The 24,243-nt window shown below is 43.4% G+C and carries 27 protein-coding genes and 2 tRNA genes; 16 read left to right on the top strand and 13 right to left on the bottom strand.

Annotated elements, in window-relative coordinates; genetic code table 11:
• Nucleotides 1-4 precede the first annotated feature (4 nt).
• Together HYU97_07385 and HYU97_07380 are read right to left on the bottom strand one after the other, a co-directional pair.
• Nucleotides 5-301 carry an integration host factor subunit beta gene (locus tag HYU97_07385; GenBank protein ID MBI2336565.1) on the bottom strand — a complete coding sequence of 99 codons (297 nt, stop codon included), beginning with the start codon at nt 299-301 and terminating at the stop codon, nt 5-7.
• 132 nt (nt 302-433) lie between these two features.
• A complete protein-coding gene (locus tag HYU97_07380; GenBank protein ID MBI2336564.1) occupies nt 434-1,024 on the bottom strand; it encodes a hypothetical protein in 591 nt (196 codons plus the stop codon).
• A 501-nt stretch (nt 1,025-1,525) separates the two neighbouring features.
• Between HYU97_07380 and HYU97_07375 the strand changes: the two genes are divergently transcribed.
• From HYU97_07375 to HYU97_07360, 4 genes are all read left to right on the top strand, one after another.
• Nucleotides 1,526-1,598: transfer RNA gene (locus tag HYU97_07375), tRNA-Arg, on the top strand.
• A gap of 283 nt (nt 1,599-1,881) precedes the next feature.
• Nucleotides 1,882-2,238 (top strand): BrnT family toxin, encoded by a 357-nt coding sequence (locus HYU97_07370; protein MBI2336563.1) that lies wholly within the window; start codon nt 1,882-1,884, stop codon nt 2,236-2,238.
• A complete protein-coding gene (locus HYU97_07365; GenBank protein MBI2336562.1) occupies nt 2,201-2,443 on the top strand; it encodes a hypothetical protein in 243 nt (80 codons plus the stop codon). The genes HYU97_07370 and HYU97_07365 overlap by 38 nt, the downstream gene beginning before the upstream one ends.
• A 238-nt stretch (nt 2,444-2,681) precedes the next feature.
• Nucleotides 2,682-3,449, top strand: coding sequence for a 3-hydroxyacyl-CoA dehydrogenase (locus HYU97_07360; protein MBI2336561.1), 768 nt, complete (start codon nt 2,682-2,684; stop codon nt 3,447-3,449).
• Between the two features lies 1 nt (nt 3,450).
• On the opposite strand, the gene argB is transcribed toward HYU97_07360, so the two are convergent.
• The 5 genes from argB to trmFO form a co-directional block, all read right to left on the bottom strand.
• Nucleotides 3,451-4,332, bottom strand: a complete 882-nt coding sequence (gene argB / locus HYU97_07355; protein ID MBI2336560.1) for an acetylglutamate kinase — start codon at nt 4,330-4,332, stop codon at nt 3,451-3,453.
• 81 nt (nt 4,333-4,413) lie between these two features.
• Nucleotides 4,414-5,808, bottom strand: a complete 1,395-nt coding sequence (hslU, locus tag HYU97_07350) for an ATP-dependent protease ATPase subunit HslU (protein MBI2336559.1) — start codon at nt 5,806-5,808, stop codon at nt 4,414-4,416.
• A 315-nt stretch (nt 5,809-6,123) separates the two neighbouring features.
• Nucleotides 6,124-6,654, bottom strand: coding sequence for an ATP-dependent protease subunit HslV (gene hslV / locus HYU97_07345; GenBank protein MBI2336558.1), 531 nt, complete (start codon nt 6,652-6,654; stop codon nt 6,124-6,126).
• A gap of 89 nt (nt 6,655-6,743) precedes the next feature.
• Nucleotides 6,744-7,640, bottom strand: a complete 897-nt coding sequence (locus HYU97_07340; GenBank protein ID MBI2336557.1) for a tyrosine recombinase XerC — start codon at nt 7,638-7,640, stop codon at nt 6,744-6,746.
• Nucleotides 7,628-8,938, bottom strand: a complete 1,311-nt coding sequence (trmFO, locus tag HYU97_07335; GenBank protein MBI2336556.1) for a methylenetetrahydrofolate--tRNA-(uracil(54)-C(5))-methyltransferase (FADH(2)-oxidizing) TrmFO — start codon at nt 8,936-8,938, stop codon at nt 7,628-7,630. Before trmFO ends, HYU97_07340 begins: the two co-directional genes overlap by 13 nt.
• A gap of 231 nt (nt 8,939-9,169) precedes the next feature.
• Between trmFO and HYU97_07330 the strand changes: the two genes are divergently transcribed.
• The 6 genes from HYU97_07330 to HYU97_07305 all read left to right on the top strand — a co-directional run bounded on the left by HYU97_07330 (nt 9,170) and on the right by HYU97_07305 (nt 12,929).
• Nucleotides 9,170-10,537 carry a hypothetical protein gene (locus HYU97_07330; protein ID MBI2336555.1) on the top strand — a complete coding sequence of 456 codons (1,368 nt, stop codon included), beginning with the start codon at nt 9,170-9,172 and terminating at the stop codon, nt 10,535-10,537.
• 77 nt (nt 10,538-10,614) lie between these two features.
• Nucleotides 10,615-10,848 (top strand): type II toxin-antitoxin system Phd/YefM family antitoxin, encoded by a 234-nt coding sequence (locus tag HYU97_07325; protein ID MBI2336554.1) that lies wholly within the window; start codon nt 10,615-10,617, stop codon nt 10,846-10,848.
• Nucleotides 10,845-11,231: a type II toxin-antitoxin system VapC family toxin gene (locus HYU97_07320; protein ID MBI2336553.1), complete on the top strand. Its 387-nt coding sequence runs from the start codon at nt 10,845-10,847 to the stop codon at nt 11,229-11,231. The genes HYU97_07325 and HYU97_07320 overlap by 4 nt, the downstream gene beginning before the upstream one ends.
• Nucleotides 11,232-11,385: 154 nt before the next feature.
• On the top strand, nt 11,386-11,916 hold the full coding sequence (locus tag HYU97_07315) for a hypothetical protein (GenBank protein ID MBI2336552.1): 531 nt from the start codon (nt 11,386-11,388) through the stop codon (nt 11,914-11,916).
• Nucleotides 11,913-12,620: a hypothetical protein gene (locus HYU97_07310; protein ID MBI2336551.1), complete on the top strand. Its 708-nt coding sequence runs from the start codon at nt 11,913-11,915 to the stop codon at nt 12,618-12,620. Before HYU97_07315 ends, HYU97_07310 begins: the two co-directional genes overlap by 4 nt.
• Nucleotides 12,621-12,623: 3 nt before the next feature.
• Complete coding sequence (locus HYU97_07305) at nt 12,624-12,929, top strand: DUF971 domain-containing protein (GenBank protein MBI2336550.1); 306 nt, start codon at nt 12,624-12,626, stop codon at nt 12,927-12,929.
• Nucleotides 12,930-13,025: 96 nt separating this feature from the next.
• On the opposite strand, the gene HYU97_07300 is transcribed toward HYU97_07305, so the two are convergent.
• Entirely contained in the window at nt 13,026-14,423 is a 1,398-nt protein-coding gene (locus HYU97_07300) for a M20/M25/M40 family metallo-hydrolase (protein MBI2336549.1), read from the bottom strand.
• Nucleotides 14,424-14,514: 91 nt separating this feature from the next.
• Between HYU97_07300 and HYU97_07295 the strand changes: the two genes are divergently transcribed.
• On the top strand, nt 14,515-15,861 hold the full coding sequence (locus HYU97_07295) for a hypothetical protein (GenBank protein ID MBI2336548.1): 1,347 nt from the start codon (nt 14,515-14,517) through the stop codon (nt 15,859-15,861).
• A gap of 57 nt (nt 15,862-15,918) precedes the next feature.
• Here the strand turns inward: HYU97_07295 and HYU97_07290 are convergent, their stop codons facing one another.
• Nucleotides 15,919-16,623: a hypothetical protein gene (locus tag HYU97_07290; GenBank protein ID MBI2336547.1), complete on the bottom strand. Its 705-nt coding sequence runs from the start codon at nt 16,621-16,623 to the stop codon at nt 15,919-15,921.
• An 11-nt stretch (nt 16,624-16,634) separates the two neighbouring features.
• Nucleotides 16,635-17,174 carry a hypothetical protein gene (locus HYU97_07285; protein MBI2336546.1) on the bottom strand — a complete coding sequence of 180 codons (540 nt, stop codon included), beginning with the start codon at nt 17,172-17,174 and terminating at the stop codon, nt 16,635-16,637.
• Nucleotides 17,175-17,299: 125 nt separating this feature from the next.
• Here HYU97_07285 and HYU97_07280 point away from each other — a divergent pair, with 125 nt between their 5' ends.
• From HYU97_07280 to HYU97_07270, 3 genes are read left to right on the top strand one after another with little or no spacing between them, the layout of a single operon-like run.
• Nucleotides 17,300-17,617, top strand: coding sequence for a 4a-hydroxytetrahydrobiopterin dehydratase (locus HYU97_07280; GenBank protein ID MBI2336545.1), 318 nt, complete (start codon nt 17,300-17,302; stop codon nt 17,615-17,617).
• A gap of 25 nt (nt 17,618-17,642) precedes the next feature.
• A complete protein-coding gene (locus HYU97_07275) occupies nt 17,643-19,475 on the top strand; it encodes a M2 family metallopeptidase (GenBank protein MBI2336544.1) in 1,833 nt (610 codons plus the stop codon).
• Between the two features lie 58 nt (nt 19,476-19,533).
• Nucleotides 19,534-21,318, top strand: a complete 1,785-nt coding sequence (locus tag HYU97_07270) for an AAA family ATPase (GenBank protein ID MBI2336543.1) — start codon at nt 19,534-19,536, stop codon at nt 21,316-21,318.
• Here HYU97_07270 and HYU97_07265 read toward each other — a convergent pair.
• Nucleotides 21,315-21,827 (bottom strand): DUF2231 domain-containing protein, encoded by a 513-nt coding sequence (locus HYU97_07265; protein MBI2336542.1) that lies wholly within the window; start codon nt 21,825-21,827, stop codon nt 21,315-21,317. The genes HYU97_07270 and HYU97_07265 overlap by 4 nt on opposite strands.
• 147 nt (nt 21,828-21,974) lie before the next feature.
• On the opposite strand from HYU97_07265, the gene HYU97_07260 reads away from it, so the two are divergent.
• Nucleotides 21,975-22,047: transfer RNA gene (locus tag HYU97_07260), tRNA-Lys, on the top strand.
• Nucleotides 22,048-22,189: 142 nt separating this feature from the next.
• Here HYU97_07260 and HYU97_07255 read toward each other — a convergent pair.
• Entirely contained in the window at nt 22,190-22,585 is a 396-nt protein-coding gene (locus tag HYU97_07255) for a PIN domain-containing protein (GenBank protein MBI2336541.1), read from the bottom strand.
• Nucleotides 22,564-22,794, bottom strand: a complete 231-nt coding sequence (locus HYU97_07250) for a type II toxin-antitoxin system Phd/YefM family antitoxin (GenBank protein ID MBI2336540.1) — start codon at nt 22,792-22,794, stop codon at nt 22,564-22,566. Before HYU97_07250 ends, HYU97_07255 begins: the two co-directional genes overlap by 22 nt.
• Nucleotides 22,795-22,874: 80 nt before the next feature.
• Between HYU97_07250 and HYU97_07245 the strand changes: the two genes are divergently transcribed.
• Complete coding sequence (locus HYU97_07245; GenBank protein ID MBI2336539.1) at nt 22,875-23,918, top strand: methyltransferase; 1,044 nt, start codon at nt 22,875-22,877, stop codon at nt 23,916-23,918.
• Nucleotides 23,919-24,243: the final 325 nt, after the last annotated feature.

Below are 24,243 nucleotides of genomic sequence, written 5' to 3'. Positions count from 1 at the left end.
ATTTTTATACCACTTCTTCTTCACCATCCACTTTTTCCCTGAGCTCTTTACCTACCTTGAAAAAAGGCAGCCGTTTGGGTTTAACATCGATCGATTCGCCGGTTCGCGGGTTGCGGCCTTTATAAGAACCATATTCTCGGCAAACAAAACTGCCAAAACCACGAATCTCGATGCGTTCATTACTAGCCAGAGCATCGCTTAACGAATCAAAGATCAAATCAACTACATCTTCGGCACGTTTGCGTGGAATTTTAGAACGTTCACTAAGGATATCAATGATTTGAGATTTATTGAGACTCATGGGCAAAACTCCCATTTAGAGGGTGTCGTAACCTCCCTTTAGAACCCAAGGGGATCTAACTCAAGGTTATCACTAATCAAAATGGTACCGATTTCGCATGAGGCGGTCAAGGAGAATCTAATTTTCTCTCTTTTAGGGAAGATTCTCCATTTGTGGCTGCACGGGGAAGGTGATGAGAACAGTCCCTGGCATCGTCGCAGCTTTTATATATTCCAAAGTATTAAAACAGCGAATAGAAAGTAGGCGGTTAACATCGTCTTGGCTTAACCGAGTATGGTCTCCGAAACACAAAAAACCGTCGTGAGATTGCCCTGTAGCATCCTTGACAATAAAGCAACCTAATCTTTCTCCTGGATGGGCCGTATCATCGGCCTGGGAATAAAAGAGATATTTACAATTTGTCCGTGGATCAATGGCACTTTCGCACGATTTAAGCTGAATGAGAGCACCTCGCTCAGACGGAGGACGCCCTAACATCACGGGGCAGTTTTCGATAGGTCTTTGTCCAAAAATATCATGATTACCAAAATCAACCCTTGCAGGAGGGACAGGAGGCTGTGCATTATTATTGTTGTTATTGCCTTGGTTTGGAATATTAAGTGGGGGTGGTTTCAACGGAGGAATTTTAAAACTGCCGTTGTTGGGGATCTGCGCATGGACCATAAGGCTTGGCGAACAGAGCAAAAAAACAATCCAATAAAGGTATTTAAATTTGAGTTGCATAGAATCGTGACTCCCTCATTTTGGCATGACCGTTTTTTGCAAGATATTTAAGTATTTAAGTAGAAGATATAAAAACGGGCCCGGCCCCTGCCTTGGGTCGCCGCTTTTTATATCTTCTATGAGATATATTGTTTATGTTCGACAAAATAGTACATAAGTTGTGTATAAAACCATATTAAAACGAATCAACTATTCGCTCCTTAATGAGCTAGACCTTAACAAGCTCAAGCAAGATTTATTTCCCCTCAACTTATTTTCTAAGAAAGATGAGACGGAGTAAATCTAAAAAAACTATCTAATTGAAATCATTAAATTTTATTAATTTTACTTTTACTCATGTCGTTGTTAAGGACTAGCGCGTCCTAAAAATAGCCCTCGTAGCTCAGTGGCAGCAAGGCTGGATTTACTCCAGCCGCGCAGCAAAATCGTAGATTTTGCGGAGTATAAAAAGCTACTTTGCCCTTGAGTTAAACCATGAGATAACGATCGAGGTTGCAATTCGCCCTCGTAGCTCAGTGGATAGAGCAGCGGTTTCCTAAACCGTTGGTCGCATGTTCGATTCATGCCGGGGGCATAAAAATTTGGCTTAAGACAAATTTTTTGCCCGACGAACGAAAAACGTGAACGAATTACGATCTTTGTCTTTCTTTCAACGATTCGAATGCGCCAAATTTTCGTTCACGTTCTTCAGGAAGAGAAACCGTCTTTCTTTATCTATCTTTTCCATGGGGCCCGTTTTATGAGAGCTTCCCGGCTCAACCAAAAATTATTATTTCGGTCCCAAAAGCTACTTATTTCCAGCATGAGCGATGAAAACACTATTTTGACACTATAATAATAGTGTGGTAGTATTAATCATGGCTCAGTGGAAATTTGTAGAATGGTTACTCATTTGGTTACTTGAGACACCGCATTTCGAATTTGAATGGGACCATGGAAATAACACTAAGAACGCAGCCAAGCATGGTATCTCGATCGCTGAAACTGAGGAGGTCTTTAAATCTGGCTCTGCTTTGCCACTAGGCATTCAAGTTCATCCACCGGTGGATGAACAACGGTTGGGAGTAGTTGGACCGACTTTTGCCGGTCGTTTACTTCAAGTCGTCATGGTTTTAAGAGAGGGACGTGTTCGAGTGATCAGTGCTAGGCCAGCTCACCGCAAAGAAAGGAAGCAGTATGAAGAAATCTTACGCAAAATCTCTAAAGGAGTATAAAGAACCGGTTCAATTAGATGCCGTCAAGATTCTTGAGGCGATGAAAAGATATAAAAATGCTCGCAAAAGGCCAACTAGTGTTGCATTGGACGACTCTACTATCTCTGAACTGAAACGAACCGCTGAAAAACAAGGTATTCCGTATCAAGTGTTAATTCGTGTTTTTATTTTGGATGGGTTAGAACGGCTTAAGAAAGCCGCCTGAAAACCAGGCTGTCAGTTAGGCACAAAAAATTTGGCTTAAGACAAATTTTTTGCCCGAAGAACGAAAAACGTCAACGAATTGCGATCTTTGTCTTTCTTTCGACGGTTCGAATCCGCCAAATTTTCGTTCACGTTCTTCGTAATTCGTTCTTCGGGAAGAGAAAGCATCCTATCCTAGATCATAGATCAAGGATTGTGTATTGAGCTAATTAGAATCTTATTATTTTAAGGAGTCATTCATGGAACTTCAAAACCAAATTGCTTTAGTCACCGGCGGTGCATCGGGGTTGGGATTAGGTTGTGTCAAAACATTGCTTAAAGCGGGGAGTAAGGTGTTAATCCTCGATGTGGGGGAAGATCAAGGGCTTAAGGCACAAAAAGAGTTTGGCGAAAATTGCCTCTTTATTAAAACCGATGTGACTAATGCCGAACAAGTGCAAGCGGCCCTCGATACGGTTCAAAAAAAATGGGGTGTTTTGCATATTGCGATTAATTGTGCGGGCATTGCCTTTGCCATTAAGACCCTTTCGAAAAAAGGCCCTAGCGACCTTGAATCGTTTATTAAAACACTCCAAGTTAATTTGGTAGGCACCTTTAACGTTACGCGATTGGCTGCCAATCTTATGCAAAACAATACTCCCAACACCCATGGAGAACGGGGGGTGATTATTAATACTGCCAGCATCGCCGCTTTTGATGGGCAAGTTGGCCAAGCCGCTTACAGCGCTAGCAAAGGTGGCATTGTAGGGATGACTTTACCCATTGCCCGTGACCTGGCACCTTATGGAATCCGTGTGAATACGATTGCACCGGGACTGTTTGATACTCCCCTCTTACAAAAACTCCCTGAGCCGGCCCGCACCGCCCTTGCCCAACAAATCCCCTTTCCTAAACGTTTTGGCGACCCGCTCGAATTTGCTGCGTTGGCCAAGCTTATCATCGAAAATCCAATGTTAAACGGAGAAACGATTCGATTAGATGGCGCTTTGCGGATGGGGATGAATTAGTTTATTCGGTAATAACCGTGCCAATCCCTACGTCGGTAAAAACTTCGAGTAAAATAGAATGGGGAACCCTTCCATCGATGATGTGAACACTCTTGACCCCCTTTTCTACTGCATCAAGGCAAGATTTAATTTTAGGGATCATGCCCCCACTAATGACTCCCTTTTCTTTCCATTCCTTAACCGTCTTGTGAGAAAGACTGTGAATTAGCTTGCCCTCATCATCTAACACCCCAGCCACGTCGGTTAACAAAATTAATTTTTCGGCCCTCAAGGCCACGGCCATAGCACCCGCCACTAAATCGGCATTGATATTAAGCACCTCGCCTTCAGACGAAACCCCTAAGGGTGCAATCACCGGGATCGATAATTCGCTCGTATTCGAAGTGATGATAGAGCAATCAATTTCGGTCACATTACCCACTCGGCCTAAATCAATAATCTCTTTTACTTTCTTATCAAAGGTCACTTTTTCTTTGGGTAATTTTTTGGCCTTGATCATGTTGCCATCGACCCCTGAATAGCCCACCGCCTTGCCCCCGTGGCGATTGATCAAACGCACAATCTCTTGATTCACTTGGCCGGCCAATACCATTTCTACCACATCCATGGTGGCATCGTCGGTAATCCGCACGCCTTTGTGAAACTTTGATTCCATCCCCATTTTAGCCAGCACTTCACCAATCTGCGGCCCGCCCCCATGCACGATCACGGGGTTGATCCCAATGTATTTGAGCATAACAATATCTTTGGCAAAGCCTTCTTTCAAAGCCTCGTCGACCATGGCACTGCCGCCGTATTTGATCACAAAGGTCTTGCCCCTAAATTTGCGGATATAGGGCATGGCCTCCATGAGCACTTTGGTTTTGTTGATTATTTCATCCATCGATTCTTATTGTCATTGCGAGCGCAAGCGTTGCAATCTTAAAAGAGAGATTGCTTCGCTTTGCTCGCAATGACACCATTGTCACAAAATATATCTACTCAAATCTTGGTCTTTAACAATATCTTTCAACTGCTTCTTCACATAAGCGGCATCAATTTTGACCGCGCTACCACTCTTGTCGGGAGCGGTAAAGGAGATTTCTTCTAACACCTTTTCTAAAATGGTATGCAGGCGCCGGGCGCCGATATTTTCGAGTTTTTCGTTCATCTTGGTTGCAATGTCGGCGATCTCTTCTAATCCGGTTTCGGTAAAATTGATCTTCACCCCTTCGGTCGTCATTAAAGCTACATACTGTTTGGTTAAAGAATTGGCTGGCTCTTTCAAGATGCGTAAAAAATCCCCTTGCGTAAGGGCTTTGAGTTCAACGCGAATAGGAAAACGGCCTTGCAGTTCAGGGATTAAATCAGAAGGCTTGGTGGAATGAAACGCCCCCGCTGCAATAAACAAAACGTGATCGGTGCGCACCATGCCGTGTTTGGTGTTAACCGTTGAACCTTCAATGATGGGGAGAATGTCACGTTGCACGCCCGAGCGCGAAACATCGGGCCCATGCCCCGTCTGCCCTGCCGGGGAGGCAATTTTGTCGATCTCATCTAAAAAGACAATGCCGTTTTGTTCTACCCGAATCACCGCCAACTTTTTCACATTTTCCATGTCGATTAATTTGCTGGCCTCTTCTTGGGTTAAATATTCTAGGGCTTCCTTCACCTTAAACTTGCGCCGCTTTTGGCCTTTAGGGAAAAGATTAGAAAACATTTCTTTCAAATTCATGCCAATTTCATCCATGCTGCCACCGGCCACCACTTCTACCATGGGCATGGCTGGCCCACGGGGAGGTTCTAATTCTACCCTCCGCTCATCCAATTTGCCTTCACGCAACATTTTGCGAAATTTTTCACGCGTGAGTTCGACCTCTGCCTTAGTATCTTGTGCCGCTTGATCGGCCGCTTCCTCTTGCCCATCGAAGGTTTGGGCCACCTTGCGCGCCGGGGGCACGAGCAAATCTAAAATTCTTTCTTCGGCCAAGTCTTGCGCCTTTACCTGCACTTGGGCCTTTTCTTCTTCTTTCACCATGTTCACCGCAATATCGGTGAGTTCACGAATCATCGATTCAACATCTTTACCCACATAACCCACCTCGGTAAATTTCGAAGCCTCCACCTTAATAAAAGGCGCCCCGGCCAATTTTGCCAAGCGCCGTGCAATCTCGGTTTTGCCAACCCCGGTGGGCCCAATCATAATGATATTTTTAGGGGCAATCTCCTCGCGCAATTCAGCAGGCACTTGCAAACGCCGCCAACGATTGCGCAGGGCAATAGCCACCGAACGTTTAGCATCCCCCTGCCCCACAATATATTTATCAAGCTCCGAAACAATTTCTCGGGGGGTAAAATTGATCGTATGATTTTCTTCCATTAGAATACCTCTATAGTGTTTTAACTTTTAAATAGGCTGTCATCCCCGCGAAAGCGGGGATCCAGTGCTTAACCCCACTTACAGAACTGGATCCCCGCTTTCGCGAGGATGACAGAAAACATACTATCAAAAAGTTAAAATACTATAATCTGTTTAATTGGTGGGGACCGCTGAAAAAATTTTATCAAAGTTGGAAGAAATCTTGGCGAAGCGAGAAGAGGTTACCCGAAACCCCAATGCTTAAGGGTTGAGGGAACCTCTGCCGGATTCGCCAAGACTTCTTCGCACTTTGGTAATTTTTTTCAGAAATTCCCATTATTTTAATTCCTCGACAACAAATTGATCGTTAGTAAACACACAAATCTCAGAGGCGATTTTCATGGCCTCATGGGCAACTTCGCTGGGGGAAAGTTGTGTTTTGCGCACCAAAGCCCGTGCCGCTGCCAGCGCATAAAAACCACCCGACCCAATGGCCGCGATACCATCATCGGGCTCAATCACATCCCCGTGCCCGCTGACGGTGAACATGTTTTGCTCATCGGCCACTAGCAACAGGGCATCGAGTTGCCGTAAATATTTATCCCCTCGCCATTCCTTGGCCAACTCTACCGCCGCCCTAGTGAGGTTGCCATTGTATTGGTTGAGTTTACCCTCAAACTTTTCAAATAAAGTAAAGGCATCTGCCGTAGAACCGGCAAAACCCGCCAAGACTTTATCTTCATACATTCGCCGCACTTTTTTAGCAGAACCTTTGATGACCATTTTATCTAAAGTGACTTGCCCGTCACCGATCATGGTGACATGCTTACCTTGTTTAACCGCCAATATCGTTGTGCTACGAATCATAAATATTACTGTCATTCAGAGCCGAAGGCGAAGAATCTTCCATTTAATCCTATCGAGATTCCTCGTTTCACTCGGAATGACACCTTTGATTAAGCCTTAGGGTGGGCTTTATCGTACACTTCCATTAATTTATCAAGACTCACGTGGGTGTATTTTTGAGTGGTCGAAAGCGACTGATGCCCCAACAATTCTTGAATACCCCGCAAATCCGCACCCTCCCGCAATAAGTGGGTGGCAAAGGTGTGCCTTAGGGTATGCGGCGACAACCGACGCCCTAACCCCGCTAGCAGGGCATATTTTCCTACCAACTTACGGGCATAGCGCACTGAGAGGGGTTTGCCTCGACTGCCTAAAAAAATAAAATCTTCACCACCTAACTTATTTTTACGTTCTCGCCACGACCGATACTGAGTCAGCGCGCTAGCTACATAATCACCCATGGGGACCATTCTTTCCCTATTGCCTTTCCCCTTTAAGGTGATCATTTTAGTGGCAAAATCAATATTGCGGGACCTTAAATTACATAATTCCCCAATACGAAGGCCGCATCCATATAAAAGCTCAAGCATTGCTTTATCTCGAGAGCCGTTAAAATCTTTGGCTTGGGGCGCTTCCATTAAAAGCTGACTCTCTTCGACATCTAAAAATTGGGGCAATTTTTGCATTTGCTTTACCCCCCGCAATGAACTCGCCACATTTTTTTCGACAATCTTTAACTTTTTTAAAAATTTCCAAAAAGACCGCAGGGTCGACAAACGGCGGTTTCGAGTGGCCGCTTGGGTGTTATGAAAGGCAGCGGCTAGATAAGAACGCAAATGATAGGTATCGACTTCTTTCCATTGTTGCAGAGAGGCAAATTGTTTTTTTAAAAATTTAATAAGGGCCTGCAAATCTCGTTGATAGGCCATCACGGTGTGAAGGGAATATTGTTTTTCTTTTTTTAAATAATCGAGAAACTGATGCAGAATGTCGGTTAAAGATTCCATAATTGTTGTTGCCAAGAGGATACCATCTTTAAACTCCCTTCTACAAGTTCCTTACGGCTAATTTTCTTGCGCTCTGCTTCTGCTATTTCAAAGAGCCCAAAATTAACATTCATGGGTTGAAAGCCACGGGAACTAGCCTCAGTAATATGCCTCACCAAAGCCCCCAGCCCGGTGCGGGTTGACAAAAAATCTGGATCTCTATTTTGCAGCCTTGCCCCTAACACTTGCCCCACATACAACCCCATGGCCGCACTCTCCACATACCCTTCCACTCCACAAATTTGCCCAGCAAAATAAATGCCAGGGTGATTTTTTAACTCAAGATAGGGGTTTAATAATTGGGGAGAATTAATATAAGTATTGCGATGCATACTGCCCAATCTTACAAATTGGGCATTTTCAAGACCTGGCACCTTTCGAAAGACCCGCATCTGTTCGGGGTATTTCATCCGAGTTTGAAACCCCACCATATTATAAAGGCTGGCATGTAAATCATCTTGGCGTAACTGCACCACGGCATAAGGGCGCATGCACGTGCGTGGATCGGTTAAACCCACAGGCTTCATCGGGCCAAAGGCCAAAGTCTTAAGACCGCGGGCAGCCATCACCTCGATGGGTAAGCACCCTTCAAAATAAATCTCTTTTTCAAAATCCTTGGCGGGCACTTTTTCAGAAGAAATTAATTCGTTAACAAAAGTCTCGTATTCTTCTTTTGTCATGGGGCAATTAAGATAATCCGCTTCGCCTTTGTCATAGCGCGAGGCCTTAAAGGCAATCTCTCGATTGATCGAATCAACTTCTACAATGGGGGCAATGGAATCATAAAAATATAAATAATTAGTTGCGGTGAGGGATTGAATGGCCTGAGCAAAGGCCGGGGTGGTGAGTGGCCCCGTTGCAATCACCAGAGGCCGGTCACTTGGAATGGCGGTGACTGCGACACTTCCTACTTTAATATGAGGATGTTTTTTAATGGCCTCAGTGATGCCCTCACTAAAACCTTCGCGATCGACCACCAACGCACTCCCGCCCGGAATGCGATGCCGATCGGCCATTTGGATGATCAAAGAATTTAAGCTACGCATTTCTTGTTTCAATAAACCTACGGCATTTTCAGGATCAGCCGAACGCAGGCTATTGCTACAAACCAATTCCGCTAAATGATCGGATTTTTGGGCTGGAGTTCGAGCAAGCGGTTTTTGTTCTAATAAATTTACTTTGAACCCTTTTTGGGCCAATTGCCAAGCCGCCTCACAACCGGCAAGCCCTGCCCCTATAATGGTAATTTGTCGATGCATAGCTAAAACAGCCTTAGATCAAAATACATTTCTTGTCATCCCTGCGCAGGCAGGGACCCAGCCCTAAAGTTAGATATCTGGATCCCTGCCTCCGCAGGGATGACAGAAAATGCATTTTCCAACAAGACAATGTATACTTTTTTAATAAAAGATCATTTAGAGCAACTTTAAGTGTGTTTTTGCCGATAAATTGAATGATTAGGGGCCCGTTTTGATTGGGAGTTTAATTTTATGGCTGATTTCAGTTTAGGGGAAATTAGTGGAAAAGAATATTTTATTCAAGACAGCAACGCTGATGGAATTTATCAACCTGCCGAAGATAAATTATTAGTTAAGCAAGGTTCTAAAAAAGCAAAGCCTACCGAACTAAAAGCGCCTGATCCCAATTTTACACGGTTAACCGGATTGACGGAAATCCCTAAAGGCACTTCGATAAAAACGCTTCAAAGTTATTGCGAACACCTAGAAAGGGCTGCCAATGCTGCTGCAACTGGCAAGGCCGAAATCATGGAGAATGAAATTAAGCGTGCCTATCATGTAGCTGAAACCAGCCTGCTTGCAAACTATATTGATGGCGATTATCAAACTTTGTTGAGAAAAGAAGGATTTGACAGTGCCTCTACGCTCAAGAGAGCCGAGGCACAACGTTATTTAACCAAAGGCGACTTGGTGATGTTTGAAGGCGCCTTGGCCATGGCCAACATTTACGCACGCAAAGCCGATATCCCAATAGTTGACCCGAAAAAAGCTCAAGCCATGAAAGAAAAAGCCCTCAAACAATTGCCCAAACTTGCACAGCGCGGCGAAGTTGCTCAGGTTGAATATGGCATTGATATGACCCTTCGTGCAGCAACAGCAAATACGGAGATTCTTCCACGTGAGAAAGTAAGATTCATGCAAGTTAATCGACAAAGGGCTTTAAAAAGAGCTACACTCAAAGAATTCAAACTCGCCCACCAAGCTGCTCAAAAAGGGAAATTAACTGAAACTAACAAACATTTAGATCTGGCACTGCACCACGCCATGGCTGTAAAAGTCCCCCCAAATAAAAAATTTGCAGTACTTAAACATAACATAGCTATTATTCACACTACCTATGTTGAACACCACCTAGGACAAGCCCGGAGTTTGGCTAAACAAGGAGACGATCTTCCTGCAATATTCCATTTAAACTTAGCCACCACTCACGCCAAAAAACATCGCGTCGCCATCAACCCAAAAGAACTTTCAGCCATCTACAGCACCTTAGCGCGCACTCATCTCGATAGAGCCGCTGCATTGGCCAAGCACGGCAATATTGATGCCGTTAAATTGGTTCTAACCGATGCCAATGCAAACTTAGCCAAGGCCAATAATCAAGCCCTCACATCTTTAAGAGATAAAATTCTGCTAACCGCTTATGGCAATGCCATGGGGAAATGCCTCCAAGATGCTATGACCGAAGCAAGGTTGGGTGAAAGCGGCAATGTCCTTGCAAAAATCAAAGATGCTCAAGAATACGCCAAGTCCGGCAAGATCCCATCACCCAATAAAGAAATCGCCCGCATCAACGCTGTACTTAATCAAAAATTAGCCGCGATTTCCGGCACCGACGTTTAAAAAATATTTCAGAATTCCTATTTTTCGACCTTGTCTTTATAGATGACTATGATACTATGACTATAGTCAAGAGGTTCATGATGAAGACCATTGCCGTGGGAGAGTTTAAATCGAAGTGCCTATCGCTCCTAGAGCGGGTAAGAACAAAAAAAGAACGGCTTATTATCACCAAACGGGGCAAACCCATTGCCGAAGTGATCCCCCTTAAAACAAAAAATCATTCTCTAAAAGACCATGAATTAAGAGGGTCGATTATCTATGAAGGGGATCTTATTTCTCCCATTGAGGTGGAATGGGAGGCAATGAGGTGATCCTGCTGGATACCCACGTTTGGTTATGGTGGATCCATAATCCAATCAAACTTTCTCAGAAAGCGCTGCGAGCAATTGAAAAAGAAGAAAGCCTGGGTGTGTCCGTAATTTCTTGTTGGGAAGTTGCCATGCTGATTGAAAAAGGAAGACTTTCGTTGGATCGCGATGTTGAAGAATGGGTCCAGAAAGCACTCTCTTTTCCAAAAATCTTCGCTCTGGAATTAACCCCAGAGATTGCGGTGTTGAGTACCCGCTTACCAGGTAAGTTGCACCAAGATCCTGCTGATCGTTTTTTAGTTGCTACCGCAAAAAAACATTCCTGCCAACTTGTCACAAAAGACGAAAGACTCATTGAATATCCCCACGTAGAAACCATTTGGTAGACGAACCTAGGATGCGGCTCCTTAAGTGAGGGCCGTATCAAACTCAAGCTCCACAAACCACGGTGAAGATCCGCTTTGGAGTGGGAATCGGCGATAAGAGTGGAAAAATGACAAGACTATTGACTACTAGTCAATTATATATATAATTATCCCAATGGATGCTCAACAGATGAAAGCCGCCTTACAGGCCCTGGATGACGAGATTCCAGCACCCTTGCAATTGCTCGTGGGTGGTGGTGCGGCCTTTGTCTTGGCCCATCATATTCCCCTTTCTACCATGGATATAGACGGCATCCCCTATCAAACCAAGTTGGAATTGGCTGAGATTGACAAGGTCGTTAAAAAAGTGGCCAAAAAACTAGGTTTGCCCCCTGATTGGCTCAATACCTATTTTGCAACCTTTACTTATTCACTCCCTAAAGATTATGGTTCACGCCTTATCACCATTTTTAGAGGTAAAAAACTAACTGCCTTCGCCTTAAGCAAAGAAGACCTGCTCATTATGAAATGTTTTGCGGGCCGCGAAAAAGATCTGCCCCATGCCAGGGCCCTTTTGAAAAAAAACGTTAACACTTCTTTAGTCGCCAGCCATTTACAACATTGTATCGAAATAGGATTACCCAAGGCCGAAACAGCCCGCGATTTCTTTTATGACCTATGCGAACAAATGGGAATTGAAGTATGAGTTTAGCCCCACCTAGTCTAAAGGAATTATCCCGCCTCTACTATGAGCTTGGCAAAATAGGTGCCAGGTCTGTGGGTGCGAAAAATAAATGGACCTATGTTGTAAAAAATAAAGAATCCCTTTTTGCCCTGGCCGCTGATTGGAGCCGTTTTGACCCCAGGCTCTTGCAAATTTTAGTAAACTACGGGGCCCAACATTGGCAAGACCTTAAACCACAAAATTTACGAATCGCCATGCAAACCATGGCCACGCCTCAAACCGTAGGCGTTATCGCCGCGTTCATTAAACAAGCCAAGCCTCATGATTTAGAATCAGAGCTCTTTTGGTCTTATGTAATAGCTAGGTTAAAGCCCGTACCCACGCAATTTTATTTTATGGGTCTTTACTCCCCTGGAGGTGTTTTGGCTGAAAAGGCAAGTACTGAGAGTTTAAAAGAATTCAAAGCATGGGGGTTCTTGGGGCGAGAAGCTATTGTAATAGATTCTCAAGAAAGAAAATCGCTTGGCAGTTGGGAACGCATTTCTCGTCTCAATATTCTAAAACGAATTCTAACTAAGAAAAAACAAATCCGACTTTCGGATTATCTTGAAGAACTAAAACATTCTCTTTCTAGACAACAAGCCCTCATTGATTTTAAGAGTTTAAAACTAATCCAGAAAGGAAGAGGGCGCGGGGCTTATTGGACTTTAAAAGGACACGCATAATCTATGGAAATAATTCCTAAACAAATTGCCCGAAGTGCCAACCATACCCTAACCATTGATTGGGCAGATGGCACTCAAACTTCTTACCCCTTTGTTGATTTAAGGGCCGCGTGCCCTTGTGCCTTGTGTGTTGACGAATGGACGCGGGAAAAACGTGTCCAAAAAAATATGATTAATCCCAGCATTGATATTAAAGACATAAAAATCGTAGGGCACTACGCCATTCAAATTATTTGGAGCGATGGCCACAACACGGGCATTTATACTTTTAAGCTATTGAAAGGACTTGCTGCGCAGAGTTCATCGTAATCAACGGGCCCGGCCCCGGGCTTTCCCCCAGCAGTGCTCGTCCTCAAAGCAGGACTGCGCGCTGGTGGGGGGCCCCCTGCCCGGGTCACCCGTTGATTACGATGAACTCTGCGCAGCAAGCTCTTTATATAAATAAACCGCGGATAAAATTCCCTTTTTCCAATCTTCAATATGCAAACTCTCGTTTTCACCGTGGGCATTGGTGTAAGGATCTTCTACCCCAATGAGTAAGGCCGGCATGTTGGGAAATGCGTCGGTAAGTGGTTTTACAAAAGGAATCGAGCCCCCACAGCCAATAAATACCGGTTCACGCCCGTAACCTTTAGCCAAGGCCCTTTGGGCCACCCTAAATGCTGGGCCCTCAATATCACCTTTCCAAGGGTCACCGGCTGCACCAGCGGTGGCTTTAACCTCGCAGCCAAAGGGTGGCTCTTGTTGTAAAAAATCACACAACAACCTTAACATTTTTTTTGGATCTTGATCGTTCACGATACGAATTGAAATCTTGGCCCGCGCCCACTCCACAATTTGATTGCTAGTCGTAGCAACGCTGGGGGCATCTACGCCTAAAATAGCTAAGGCCGGCTCACACCAAATTTTTTCATACACACTTTTTTGGGAATCACCCGCCCATTGTAAAGAAGCAACAGCTCCGACTTCTCGACGAAATTTTTCGTCTGCAAAAGGTAGGCGCTGTAATTGTTGTTGTTCTGTTTTAGAAATTAAAGCAACGTCATCACAAAAACCGGGAATAGCAATCTTGCCCTCTCGTGTGACTAAGCGTGATAAAACCTGATTTAATGCGGTGAGTGCATCGATCACTGGCCCACCCCACATGCCACTATGCACGGGGTGATCGAGGGTGCGCACTTCGACGATGGCATCAACCAAGCCACGCAAACGGTAAGTAATTGAAGGCAGGCCAACATCGAGGTTAGCAGTATCGGTCAGTACCATAACATCAGCTTGAAGGCGCTCTTGATAAAATTTTAAAAAATCTTGCAGATGAATGCTCCCCACCTCTTCTTCGCCTTCAATAATAAAACGAATGTTCACGGGAAGCTCACCTGCTGTTTTAAGATAGGCCTCGATAGCGGCTAAATGCATCATACCACCGGCTTTATCATCGGCCGTGCCTCGGCCATAAAGCCTGCCTTCCCGAATTTGCGGCTCAAAAGGCGAGCTTTTCCAATAGGCCTCGCGCCCGGGGGGTTGCACATCGTAATGGGCATATAACAACACCGTAGGTTTGCCAGGAGCCTTGAGCCATTCTCCATAAACAAAGGGAGGCGCATCAGAAACCCGCAACAACTCTACATTACAGAGCCCCGCTTGTTGCATGCGCTGTGCTGTCCACTGAGCGGAAGCCTCCAAGGGTTCTTTTGGAAAACCTGGGGCGCTAATGCTAGGAATTCTAGCATAGGCCTGTAGTTCTTTTAAAAAACGGTCAAAATTCTTGTGAATGTAAGCTATGGGACTTTGCGTTAAATCCATCTTGTTGCTGAATATAAGCAACTTTATAGGATTTATCTACGAAAAAGCCTTTAGGATAGGATCATTTTTTATTTAATTGTCAGGGGGGACCATGTTCAGATTCAAACAATTTCCTTTTGTTCCAAGCGCGCTGATCACATTAGTTTTTATTTTTTCTATAGGTTGTGGCCGTAGTGGTCAATTGTTAGGTGACTTACCTGTTCCTGATGAAAATAAAGATATACCCAAGAACGAAACACCCGTCTCAGTTGCCAATAATCAATTTACCTGTAACCCCGACCAAGCACGAGACGAAAATAATAGGGTCTCTATTCCTAATGGCTGCAGCCCTGAAAAACCAGGATTAGTAGAAGCAAGATCTGCCTTTGACCAAGGTGATTTTATAACTGCAAATTGTAAGGCGAGTCTTGTCTTCAATGAATCTATAGGGATAAACCCAACCCATCCTAATACCGAAGCTGCCTTTATTGCCCTTTGGTCGCGAGTCTTTTTAGAAGTTGAAAGTGACGACATGGCCTATTTTTTATTGGATGATGAACGTAAGTTTAAAAGTACGATTTTTGGGCCCCAGGGCAACACAGAGGAATTCGCAAAAGCTATAGAAAGTAATTACAAGACGGCAATTAAAGATGTGAACCCTCTCCCTCCAGATGTTTCAAACCTTTATATTTTTGCAAAGGCCCATGAATTGCATGGGCATAGTGTCGATCAAATCATCGATCGCGTCAAAAATTTCTTAAATCGAGTTGGGCCTGATTTTCACGTGTTCGCCAAGGCCATGGCTCATGATCCTCACATGGAGATCCCTCTGAATTTTCCCAACCCTGAAATGGACGACAAGCAGCATGTATTCAATGCTCCACTTGCCTCGTTATTAGATTTTTATTTAACGAGCGTGATCACCACTGGAAATCTGGCAACGCATTATCATTCTGGTATCAAATCAGCCGAAGCATTCACCGACGACAAATTGCTAGTTAAAGAATTGAACCAAGCCCCCAAGGCCTTTAGTTTGCGGGGTAGCAAAGATGCGAGCGAGGTCATTCCGCTGGTAAGCGCAAGCTTATCTGCTGCCATCCATGCCTCGATTCAGGTGTATTCGCCAAGCTTTTGGGCACAAGATTTTAATTCCCTTTTACCCGCTCCCAATAAAGAAACCCCTGTCTCGGAGGTTCAAGCAAAATCTTTCCGCGTCATCAGTGTTCTTTTAGAATTACAACAATCGCTCAACGATCGGATGATCAGCATCACCGCTTCAGAAGGAAGCTTGGTGGTGAACTTAGCTGAAGCCTTGAAGAACTTGCCCAGCACCGATGATTTTGGGTTTGATTTGTTTATCTTAGGTAAAGATGGTGGAATGGATATTAATAGCGACCTAGTTCAAGCGTATTATAATAAAGAAAAAGCCAAATATTCGTATATTGAGATCAAAGAATAAAAAGGAAGATTCTTGTCATCATGGATCCCGGCTCAAGGCCGGGATGACGTAATGCTGTCAGCTGGCAATATCAACGAGCAAGTCCAATAATGCCTTGACCCGTTCTGGAGCAACTTGAACTTGTTTGGCCGAAGTTCCCCAGATGGGGTGAACCACACTGATCATAGCCATAGAACCTTTGGTTGCTTGAACATGTTCCATGTAATCATCATTAAAAATTAACCAACCGTCTTTCATTGCCAGATTCATCCAACCATATTGCGCCAACTTTTTGATTTGATCTTGGGTCAAACTCAAGGTCTTACCTTGAAAGCTCAAAGCCTTGTCAAATTCTGCAATGCCCGTTTGTAGCCCAATCACAGCATTTGATTTAGGCTCGACACGCCATTGATCTGGTTTGCCGGTTGCCACCATAACACGACGATCATTTTTCCAAGTAAACCCCGTGGTCAGGCCCGAGGCATATTCGCGAGTCTCAGATAAAAAGTGCATCTCGACTTGCTTGCCACGATAGGGGCCTTTCAACATCACCCCACCACCCTGCCACACCTTTTTATCTTCAGGTTTGGCCACGGCAGTAAATTGTAGCCCCAAATAATCTGCAATAGCCTTCCACTGCCGATTATTTTCTTCTTCAATTTTTTTGGGATCATAACCCATGGTTTTGTAAACGGCGCCCATGCCTTTATTAAGGATAGGAATTAAAAACTTCATCGCTACGAGAAATAAAATAAATAAAGCAATATAGCCCCAAGGTGCCATAAACGAACCTCCTAATTTAATTTGCCCCGAAGGATTTGAAAGATTTGTTGTGGATTGCCAAAATAATTGGCGTCGACTAGTTGCACTTGGCGATTGGCTTGATTGTCCCAAAAATTAATTTCGCGCTTGGGGGTAACCGACCTACCCGTGATGGTATTTAAAATTAGATTTTCAATGTGGGAATATTGATAACTTTCAACCTTACCAGCCAAACGTTTAATTATTCCTTGATCAGTTAAAACAAGGCAATTACTTTTTCCGGCTAAAAAAATACGGGTGAGTTTTAAAATTTTCCAGAGAAAATAAATCCCAAAAAACCCAAGAACCACTCCACCAAACAACATGACATTGGCTTGATCCCCATATTGAGCATAGGCCTGCCCTGTTAATAAGAAATAACCCATCACCGCCGCAAACCCCAGCATAACCAAGGTTAACAGGGCATTACCCAACAAAGAAACCAAACAAGGCCCCGAATGAAAACTGAAAATAGCCCACCCCACTTCGGGACGACCTTGTTCAACTTTGTTTAAAATAGATTGAGTATCCATAACGCTCCATTGGTTTCGGAACTTTCTAAAGAGCAGTTGTGCCTATTGCAATCATTAAAATGAAAAAATAAGATGAGGTCAACTTTTTAGTGTGTATTATGTTTCATTATTGGAGGTTCAACGCTATGGAACTCGCGCAAAAACATTGTAAGCCTTGCGACCAGCTAGGCATGGCCTTATCCCAACAAGCCGTTCAAAGCTATTTGGAAAAAATTCCAGGGTGGCAACTGAGCGACGGCAAAATCACCAAAACCTATAACTTCAAAAATTACTATGAGGTGATGGCCTTTGTTAATGCTCTGGCTTGGATTTCACACTATGAAGACCATCACCCCGATCTTTACGTGGGCTATCGTATTTGTACGGTCACTTATAGCACCCACGCAGTCAATGGGCTTTCAGAAAACGATTTTATCTGCGCTGCAAAAGTGGATGCACTTTAGGGTGAATATGTTATGATGCTCAGTTATGAATTTAGAAAATACGTTTATTAAAAAAATTGAAAATGAATTCCTGGAGTTACACCGTAAGCGGGAGGACTATTTTTGGAACACCTACATGGGGATCACCGATCAACAATCAGAATTGGTCGCTGCTGAAAAAGCCCTGCAAGAGTTTAAAACCAACAGCGCCTTTTTGCTAGAAGCCCGCTCGATTGCACAACAAACCCCTTCGCAAAATCCCGAAACCCTTATTATAAAGGGATGGTTAAGATTTTTTGAAAAAAATGTTCTCGAATCTGAAACAGCTCGTAAGCTCCTTCATGAAATTATTGACTTTGAAACAAAGATTCAAACTGAAAAACGTAATTTAGTTTCAGGTTACCACGATCCAAAATCAGGAGAGTTTAAAGAGGCCTCTAGCAACGTATTGGCCATGATGGTGGGAACTGAAAAGGATGAGGTCTTACGGAAAGCCGCCTATGAAGGATTGTTAGCAATCGAAGATTTCGTTTTAAAATCGGGTTATCTTGAATTGATCAGCCTACGCAATCGTTTTGCTCAAAGCTTGGGCTATGCTGATTTCATGGAATACAAATGCCAATACGCCGAAGACATGAGCAAACAAGAAACCTTTAAACTCATCAAAGAAGTTTATGAAGGCGTGTGGCCAATATGGCAGAAGAGTTTACAGGGCATCGTGGATAAATTTGGTAAGGGGATTTTATACCCCTGGAACTTTCGCTATCAAACCACAGGCGATTTAAGTCACGAAATTGATCCTTATTTTCCTTTTGCCCGAGCCATTGAAGTTTGGGTTCAATCTTTTGAGGCATTAGGAGTTGATTATCAAGGTGCCACCCTCACCCTTGATTTATTAGATCGTAAAGGAAAATACGAAAATGGATTTATGCACGGGCCTGAACCCTCTTATTTTCAAAAAGAAAAATGGCACCCGGCTAGAATCAACTTCACCGCCAACGCCAAACCCAACCAAATAGGCAGTGGGTTTCGCGCCATCAATACGCTTTTTCATGAAGGGGGACACGCAGCCCACTTTAGCAATATTAAAATGCCCTCCCCTGTGTTCAGCCAAGAATATCCGCCAACTTCGATGGCCTTAGCAGAAACGCAATCGATGTTCATGGATGCATTGGTGAGTGATGGCCATTGGCAAGTACGTTATTCGAAAAACCAACAAGGCCAATCTATCCCCATTGGGCTTATTGAAAAATCAATTCGGCTCAATCACCCCCTGCTTCCTAATGGAGTGCTTTCGCTTTTAGTGGTCTCGGAATTTGAAAAATGTGTTTATGAAATGCCGCCCGCTGATTTAACACCTAACAATCTTAAAACCTTAGGCCGAGATATTGAACGAAAAATTTTTGGCATGGCTAGTGCCCGACCGCTTTTAACCATCCCTCATTTATTAAGCTTTGATTCTTCGGCCACCTACCACGGTTATCTTTTTGCCATGTTTGGTGTTGCTCAAACTCGCAAATTCTTTTTTGATAAATTTGAAACGATCGCCGACAACCCTAACGTCGCTCCCTTACTCATGAAGTATTATTGGAACCCCGGCAATAGCCAAACTTTTAAAGAAATTATTCAAAGCCTGACTGGCAAACCCATTTCGGCCACGGCACTCATTGAAAATACTATTTTACCTCTAGAAAAACGCTTACAACAATCTCAAAAACGCATCCAACTCATTGAAAAACAACCTACTCCCAACTGGCGTGGGTCTTTAAATTGTCAAATCAAACTAGTTCATGGCGCAGAGCTGATTGCCGATAATAAGTCGGGGAATTCAAGCCTAGCAAAACAATTCGAGGCCTGGATTTCGAAAGGTCATTTTTGATCTTTTCAATCGACGGGGTTTCCGGTAAAGCCCAATGTTCGGGTTTAATTAAGAAGCCATGGAAAATTATTTAAAAATTGCACAAGAAGAAGAACAACGCTGGCAAGACGCCTATGACAGCATCGTCCAGGCAGCCAAGCTCACCACGCGCTATGCCGATGAAGACTTTAAAGAGGCCAAAAGACTAACGCAAGAGTTAGTCAATACGCGGCGCGAAGAAGATCAACTACAGATTATTAGTGATGAAGCGGTGGCTCACGGTTTATCCCGCTTGCGGGAAGGCCAACTAAATAAACTCGAATTGTTATTGGAACAACCCTATTTTGCTAGGTTAGAATGCGAAGAAAATGGCAAACGATTTTCTTTTTATTTAGGAATGGCGAGTTTTCCAAAAAAACGCATTATCGATTGGCGTGAGGCCCCCATTGCAAAACTGTATTACGAATATAATGAGGGTGATGATTATAGCGACGAAATTGCTGGCCTCTACCGAGAAGGCCAAATCGTCGTGCGGCGTGGTTTTAAAGGCAAAGGCCGCGAGCTTTATCTTGTCGAATGCCCGCAAGGGCAAATCATTAAACAAAATGGCGAATGGAAGTATCACCCCTATCAGGTGGATAGCCAGGGGAGCCGCATCCGTAGCCGCGGCCAGGGACAACCCCATTATTTACCCCCTATTCTCTCCCTCATCACGGCCGATCAATATGCCATGATCACCAGCGAAGTTGACAAACCCCTATTGATTGAGGGGATTGCAGGTAGCGGCAAAACCACGGTGGCACTGCATCGTCTGGCTTGGCTCTTACATCATAAAAATAGCCGAGCCAAAGCTAACCGTTGTTTTGTGTTGGTGTTTAACCAAATTCTCAAACTTTATATCAAAGAATGTCTACCTGAATTAGGCTTAAAAGACGTTAAGGTTTTAACCTACAGCGAATGGGTTCATGAGCGATTACGTGAGGCCAGGATTTCTCTGCCCAACCATCTGCACTCTCAACAAGAATTAACTCAAACGCTGTGGACAGCCTATGAACAAGGCAAGCTAGGGGTAACCGCTGATCATTTGGTGGTTGATGAAATTCAAGATTTAAGTCCACAGGCCTTGCAAGTGCTCACTCAAGCCGTAGCATCGAACCATTGCCTCACCCTGGTGGGAGATTTTGGCCAACAAATTATTGAAGGTGGCAAGTTGCATAGTTTCAAAGAGGTGGTTGACACCTTGAAACTCAACCACAAGCATTTGGTAGAACTTCGTTTGAGTTTTCGTTCCACTAAACAAATTTTAGAACTGGCACAGCATGTGCGACACGATGGCCAATTACCCGAAGAGGCAAGTCAGGGTGTATTTGTAGGCCCTGAACCCGAATTTATCCAACTTGAATCTGAACAAGATTATATTTTTGCTATTCAAGATTGGATTGTCGACATGAAGCAGCATTATCCCCACAGCCATAGTGCTATTTTATGCCGCACGCCTAAAGATGCTCGTAATGTTTTTCAAAATCTACAAAACTTGGGGACCTCAGGCCTGCGCCTCGGTGAAGAACATAGCTTTTCCTTTGAACCTGGGATCACGGTAACCTCGATTGAGCATGTTAAGGGCTTAGAGTTTCGTAATGTGCTTATTACCAATCCATCCGATGAACACTATCGTGGCAACTCACGGCTTGACCGCAATCTGCTTTATGTTGCCATCACTCGCGCCGAAGAACATTTAGATTTCTTATTGAAAGACCAACCTACCCCCTTATTACCCGTGGATCACTGGCACACCAAGACGATCAAAAGAGAAAATCAAGAAGAACTAGAATGGCTGGAAAATTGGGCGCAGGAAAAAGATTAATGGGAATGATCATGATGCTCGTGACCTTCATGTTTATCGACGGGTTGTTCAATAGGTTGTTGCGCAGGTTGTTCCTTTTTAATGCCAACGCCAAATTCGTGGCCCAAACGCCCACCTAAATAACCCGTAAAACCTACCGCACCCACTAAAACAATGAGCAAAATACTAATAAATGTTTTTATAGTTTGTGAAGGTTTGCGACTTTCTAAAAAAGCAAGTAGCGAAATAACTACCAAGCTCACCACAATTGTGATCCCCAAGGTTTCATGCCATTCCATAATCGCACGGATCTCCCCAGCATGCGAGTGCGGTAAATATTCTTCGGCCATAAGACCAGTGGTCATGGCTACCAGCGCACCTAACGTGGCTAGGTAAAGAATAATTCTCCCTGAAATAAAAAATTTTTCTTTTTTACTTAACAAGCCAACGACGATCAAAAATAAGGCCGTAAAACTTAAGGCAATCGGGAAATGAACCGTTTGAAAATGAAATCGGGCTAATTGTTCCACAAAGCACCTCTTGGTTAATTTAGATGGTTTTTTGGCAACTTGACTTTATAGCCTTATCTCAATATGTCTCCTTGCGCAATCAGGGACATTAGCTTCCGCCAGAGGCGGACCCGCCTCCGGCGGGCAGTTGTAAAGTAGAGTTTATCAGGGACATTAGCTCAGTTGGTAGAGCAGCTGACTCTTAATCAGCGGGTCGTAGGTTCGATCCCTACATGTCCCACACAAGCCCCTAGTTTTCTGCGAACCTACAGCTAGCTCGGATAATTTCCCTTATACGCTTCGCAGTTTGCCACCAGCCACTGGCTGGTGTTTGCCTGCTTCGCGGGTTCAATCCCCACATGTTCCACACAGGCTACAGGCCCTTAGTTCCAGAAGGCTTGTTTGTAATTTTTTAAAATCAGCTTATCTTTAGACAATAGTAATGCGTTGCTTAGTTTGGCTTGGCTAACAATGATTCGATCAAAAGGATCTCGCGTCCAATCTTCTAATAAAGCTTGAATAATAATTTGGGGGAAAGGTTGTTTGCAATAATCGATGCCTATTCTAGCTTGCAAATCTATAATGATATTTTTCGCCTGTTCTTTGATCTTCCCTATTTCAAAAAGATATTGGAGTTCTAACTCAACCATGGGGGAAATAAATATTTCACTTTCTTCAATTTTAAGTTGGGCAGGTTTAGGGATAAGATCAATCTTGCCTTCATAAAGCCAAATTAATACATGTGTATCCAGGTAGATTACTTTATTTTTGGCTTCCATTCTTTCGACCAATCGATATGAACAATACTTTCAGGACTTCCCGAAACAATTGAACGGGATGGCAGATTATTAAGTTTACCAGCGGGTTTAACAGGGACTATTTTTAAACGCCTTCCTTTGCGCTCAATTTCAAGAGGTTGGCCTGTTTTCAACACTTGATCTAAAAAGCGATAGATATTTTCTCTTAATTTTGAGGTAGTAAGAACCATAATGCATTAATATCCCATAATCGTACGTACGTCAATACTAAAACGTACGTATGATCTGTTTTTTTAAATGAGTCTGTCAAATGAGATCAAAACTTGCTTATAAAAATATTAACGGTAATACCCCCTACCCTAAAATTTGGGAGTGGTTGGAAAAAGGCCAAGACTTAAGCATTGAAGACACTTGGCCGACGGCCTTAACGATTCACTCCTGGCTTAAACGAAAAGCGTTAACTCAATATAAAGTCGATGATTATACGAGTGAGCGTAAGTTTAAAAAATTTTGGGTGGAATTTTTATCTCATTTGCTCATCCCCATTGAGAATCATAAGATCAAATTAAAAAAGGCCCCCACCATTGGTTGGTTAGAAAAATTTTATCCTCAAAAAGAATTATTTTTTCTACCGATTAAACAGGTTTTGGGGTTGAATGGTTCTTGGCAATGGTATCAACGGGGCATTCAGTACCCCATGCTACCTTTTAAACTGCACCCTTATTATAATGTTTATTTTCCAACTCGGATTGAACACCTCGAATTATTGGATCAATTTTTAGGTAAAGGTAATTTTAAAGGCAAGATCGCGCTTGATGCCGGCTGCGGGTGCGGGGTGTTAGGTTTTATTTTGCAACAACATGGCCTGGCTAAGATTTATGCAACAGATATTAATCCCTTTGCTATTCAAGGGCTTGAAGATGAAATTGAACGATTAGATTTAAAAAATAAAATTATTCCTAAATTAACCAACGCCTTGGATTTGGATATTGAAACTGCTGCGGATCTTATTGTGATTAATCCACCTTGGCTACGCATCGAGCCTAATTCGTTATTAGACGAAGGTTCTTATCATAGCGAAAATTATCTTGAACAAATTTTCAGCACTGTGCCCACGAAATTAAAGGCAGGTGGAGATTTAGTGATTTTATTTTCGAATTTGGGGGAATTGTTGGGTTTAACCGGTCATAATCCCATTGCAAAGCTGGCTCAACAATACAATTTTAATTTAATTACAAAAATAACCACTGCCCGCAAACGATTGGCAAAAAAAAATCCCTACTCATGGTGGAACGATGTATTGAAAAAAGAAGAAATTCAATTATGGCATTTTAAATTTTACTCCTCACCGTGAAGTCTATGTCGTAGATCAGTCAAAATGTCCTTTAACGGATCAGTAAAAATGTCCCGAGTGAATTTTTTATCTTTTTGGCATTTTCTTTTCTTTTAGTTTAAAAACGGCTTTCATAAATGGCCTATAAAAAGAGATTGGTGAAACAGGGGTTTATGACGAAGGAACTTTTCTATTCAAAGAGGGGTTCATGACGAAGGAACTTTTCTATTCAAAACGATTTTTAGGGCAAAATGCCACGAATGGGTAATAACCGATAAAATTTAACAGAGCTGTGCTTTAAGCTTGCAGCCTGTTGAAAGGGTCTTGTCTGAATTTGTATTAAATT

The sequence above is a fragment of the Deltaproteobacteria bacterium genome, from assembly GCA_016183235.1.
Classification (GTDB): domain Bacteria; phylum UBA10199; class UBA10199; order DSSB01; family JACPFA01; genus JACPFA01.
Note: the sequence above shows the minus strand (reverse complement) of the source record. Positions and strands in the feature narration are given on the sequence as shown.

What these genes read in the sequence shown, in the direction of transcription:
- HYU97_07385 (MBI2336565.1), bottom strand. Translation starts at nt 301, where the DNA reads ATGAGTCTCAATAAATCTCAAATCATTGATATCCTTAGTGAACGTTCT.
- HYU97_07380 (MBI2336564.1), bottom strand. Translation starts at nt 1,024, where the DNA reads ATGCAACTCAAATTTAAATACCTTTATTGGATTGTTTTTTTGCTCTGT.
- HYU97_07370 (MBI2336563.1), top strand. Translation starts at nt 1,882, where the DNA reads ATGGCTCAGTGGAAATTTGTAGAATGGTTACTCATTTGGTTACTTGAG.
- HYU97_07365 (MBI2336562.1), top strand. Translation starts at nt 2,201, where the DNA reads ATGAAGAAATCTTACGCAAAATCTCTAAAGGAGTATAAAGAACCGGTT.
- HYU97_07360 (MBI2336561.1), top strand. Translation starts at nt 2,682, where the DNA reads ATGGAACTTCAAAACCAAATTGCTTTAGTCACCGGCGGTGCATCGGGG.
- argB (MBI2336560.1), bottom strand. Translation starts at nt 4,332, where the DNA reads ATGGATGAAATAATCAACAAAACCAAAGTGCTCATGGAGGCCATGCCC.
- hslU (MBI2336559.1), bottom strand. Translation starts at nt 5,808, where the DNA reads ATGGAAGAAAATCATACGATCAATTTTACCCCCCGAGAAATTGTTTCG.
- hslV (MBI2336558.1), bottom strand. Translation starts at nt 6,654, where the DNA reads ATGATTCGTAGCACAACGATATTGGCGGTTAAACAAGGTAAGCATGTC.
- HYU97_07340 (MBI2336557.1), bottom strand. Translation starts at nt 7,640, where the DNA reads ATGGAATCTTTAACCGACATTCTGCATCAGTTTCTCGATTATTTAAAA.
- trmFO (MBI2336556.1), bottom strand. Translation starts at nt 8,938, where the DNA reads ATGCATCGACAAATTACCATTATAGGGGCAGGGCTTGCCGGTTGTGAG.
- HYU97_07330 (MBI2336555.1), top strand. Translation starts at nt 9,170, where the DNA reads ATGGCTGATTTCAGTTTAGGGGAAATTAGTGGAAAAGAATATTTTATT.
- HYU97_07325 (MBI2336554.1), top strand. Translation starts at nt 10,615, where the DNA reads ATGATGAAGACCATTGCCGTGGGAGAGTTTAAATCGAAGTGCCTATCG.
- HYU97_07315 (MBI2336552.1), top strand. Translation starts at nt 11,386, where the DNA reads ATGGATGCTCAACAGATGAAAGCCGCCTTACAGGCCCTGGATGACGAG.
- HYU97_07310 (MBI2336551.1), top strand. Translation starts at nt 11,913, where the DNA reads ATGAGTTTAGCCCCACCTAGTCTAAAGGAATTATCCCGCCTCTACTAT.
- HYU97_07305 (MBI2336550.1), top strand. Translation starts at nt 12,624, where the DNA reads ATGGAAATAATTCCTAAACAAATTGCCCGAAGTGCCAACCATACCCTA.
- HYU97_07300 (MBI2336549.1), bottom strand. Translation starts at nt 14,423, where the DNA reads ATGGATTTAACGCAAAGTCCCATAGCTTACATTCACAAGAATTTTGAC.
- HYU97_07295 (MBI2336548.1), top strand. Translation starts at nt 14,515, where the DNA reads ATGTTCAGATTCAAACAATTTCCTTTTGTTCCAAGCGCGCTGATCACA.
- HYU97_07290 (MBI2336547.1), bottom strand. Translation starts at nt 16,623, where the DNA reads ATGGCACCTTGGGGCTATATTGCTTTATTTATTTTATTTCTCGTAGCG.
- HYU97_07285 (MBI2336546.1), bottom strand. Translation starts at nt 17,174, where the DNA reads ATGGATACTCAATCTATTTTAAACAAAGTTGAACAAGGTCGTCCCGAA.
- HYU97_07280 (MBI2336545.1), top strand. Translation starts at nt 17,300, where the DNA reads ATGGAACTCGCGCAAAAACATTGTAAGCCTTGCGACCAGCTAGGCATG.
- HYU97_07275 (MBI2336544.1), top strand. Translation starts at nt 17,643, where the DNA reads ATGAATTTAGAAAATACGTTTATTAAAAAAATTGAAAATGAATTCCTG.
- HYU97_07270 (MBI2336543.1), top strand. Translation starts at nt 19,534, where the DNA reads ATGGAAAATTATTTAAAAATTGCACAAGAAGAAGAACAACGCTGGCAA.
- HYU97_07255 (MBI2336541.1), bottom strand. Translation starts at nt 22,585, where the DNA reads ATGGAAGCCAAAAATAAAGTAATCTACCTGGATACACATGTATTAATT.
- HYU97_07250 (MBI2336540.1), bottom strand. Translation starts at nt 22,794, where the DNA reads ATGGTTCTTACTACCTCAAAATTAAGAGAAAATATCTATCGCTTTTTA.
- HYU97_07245 (MBI2336539.1), top strand. Translation starts at nt 22,875, where the DNA reads ATGAGATCAAAACTTGCTTATAAAAATATTAACGGTAATACCCCCTAC.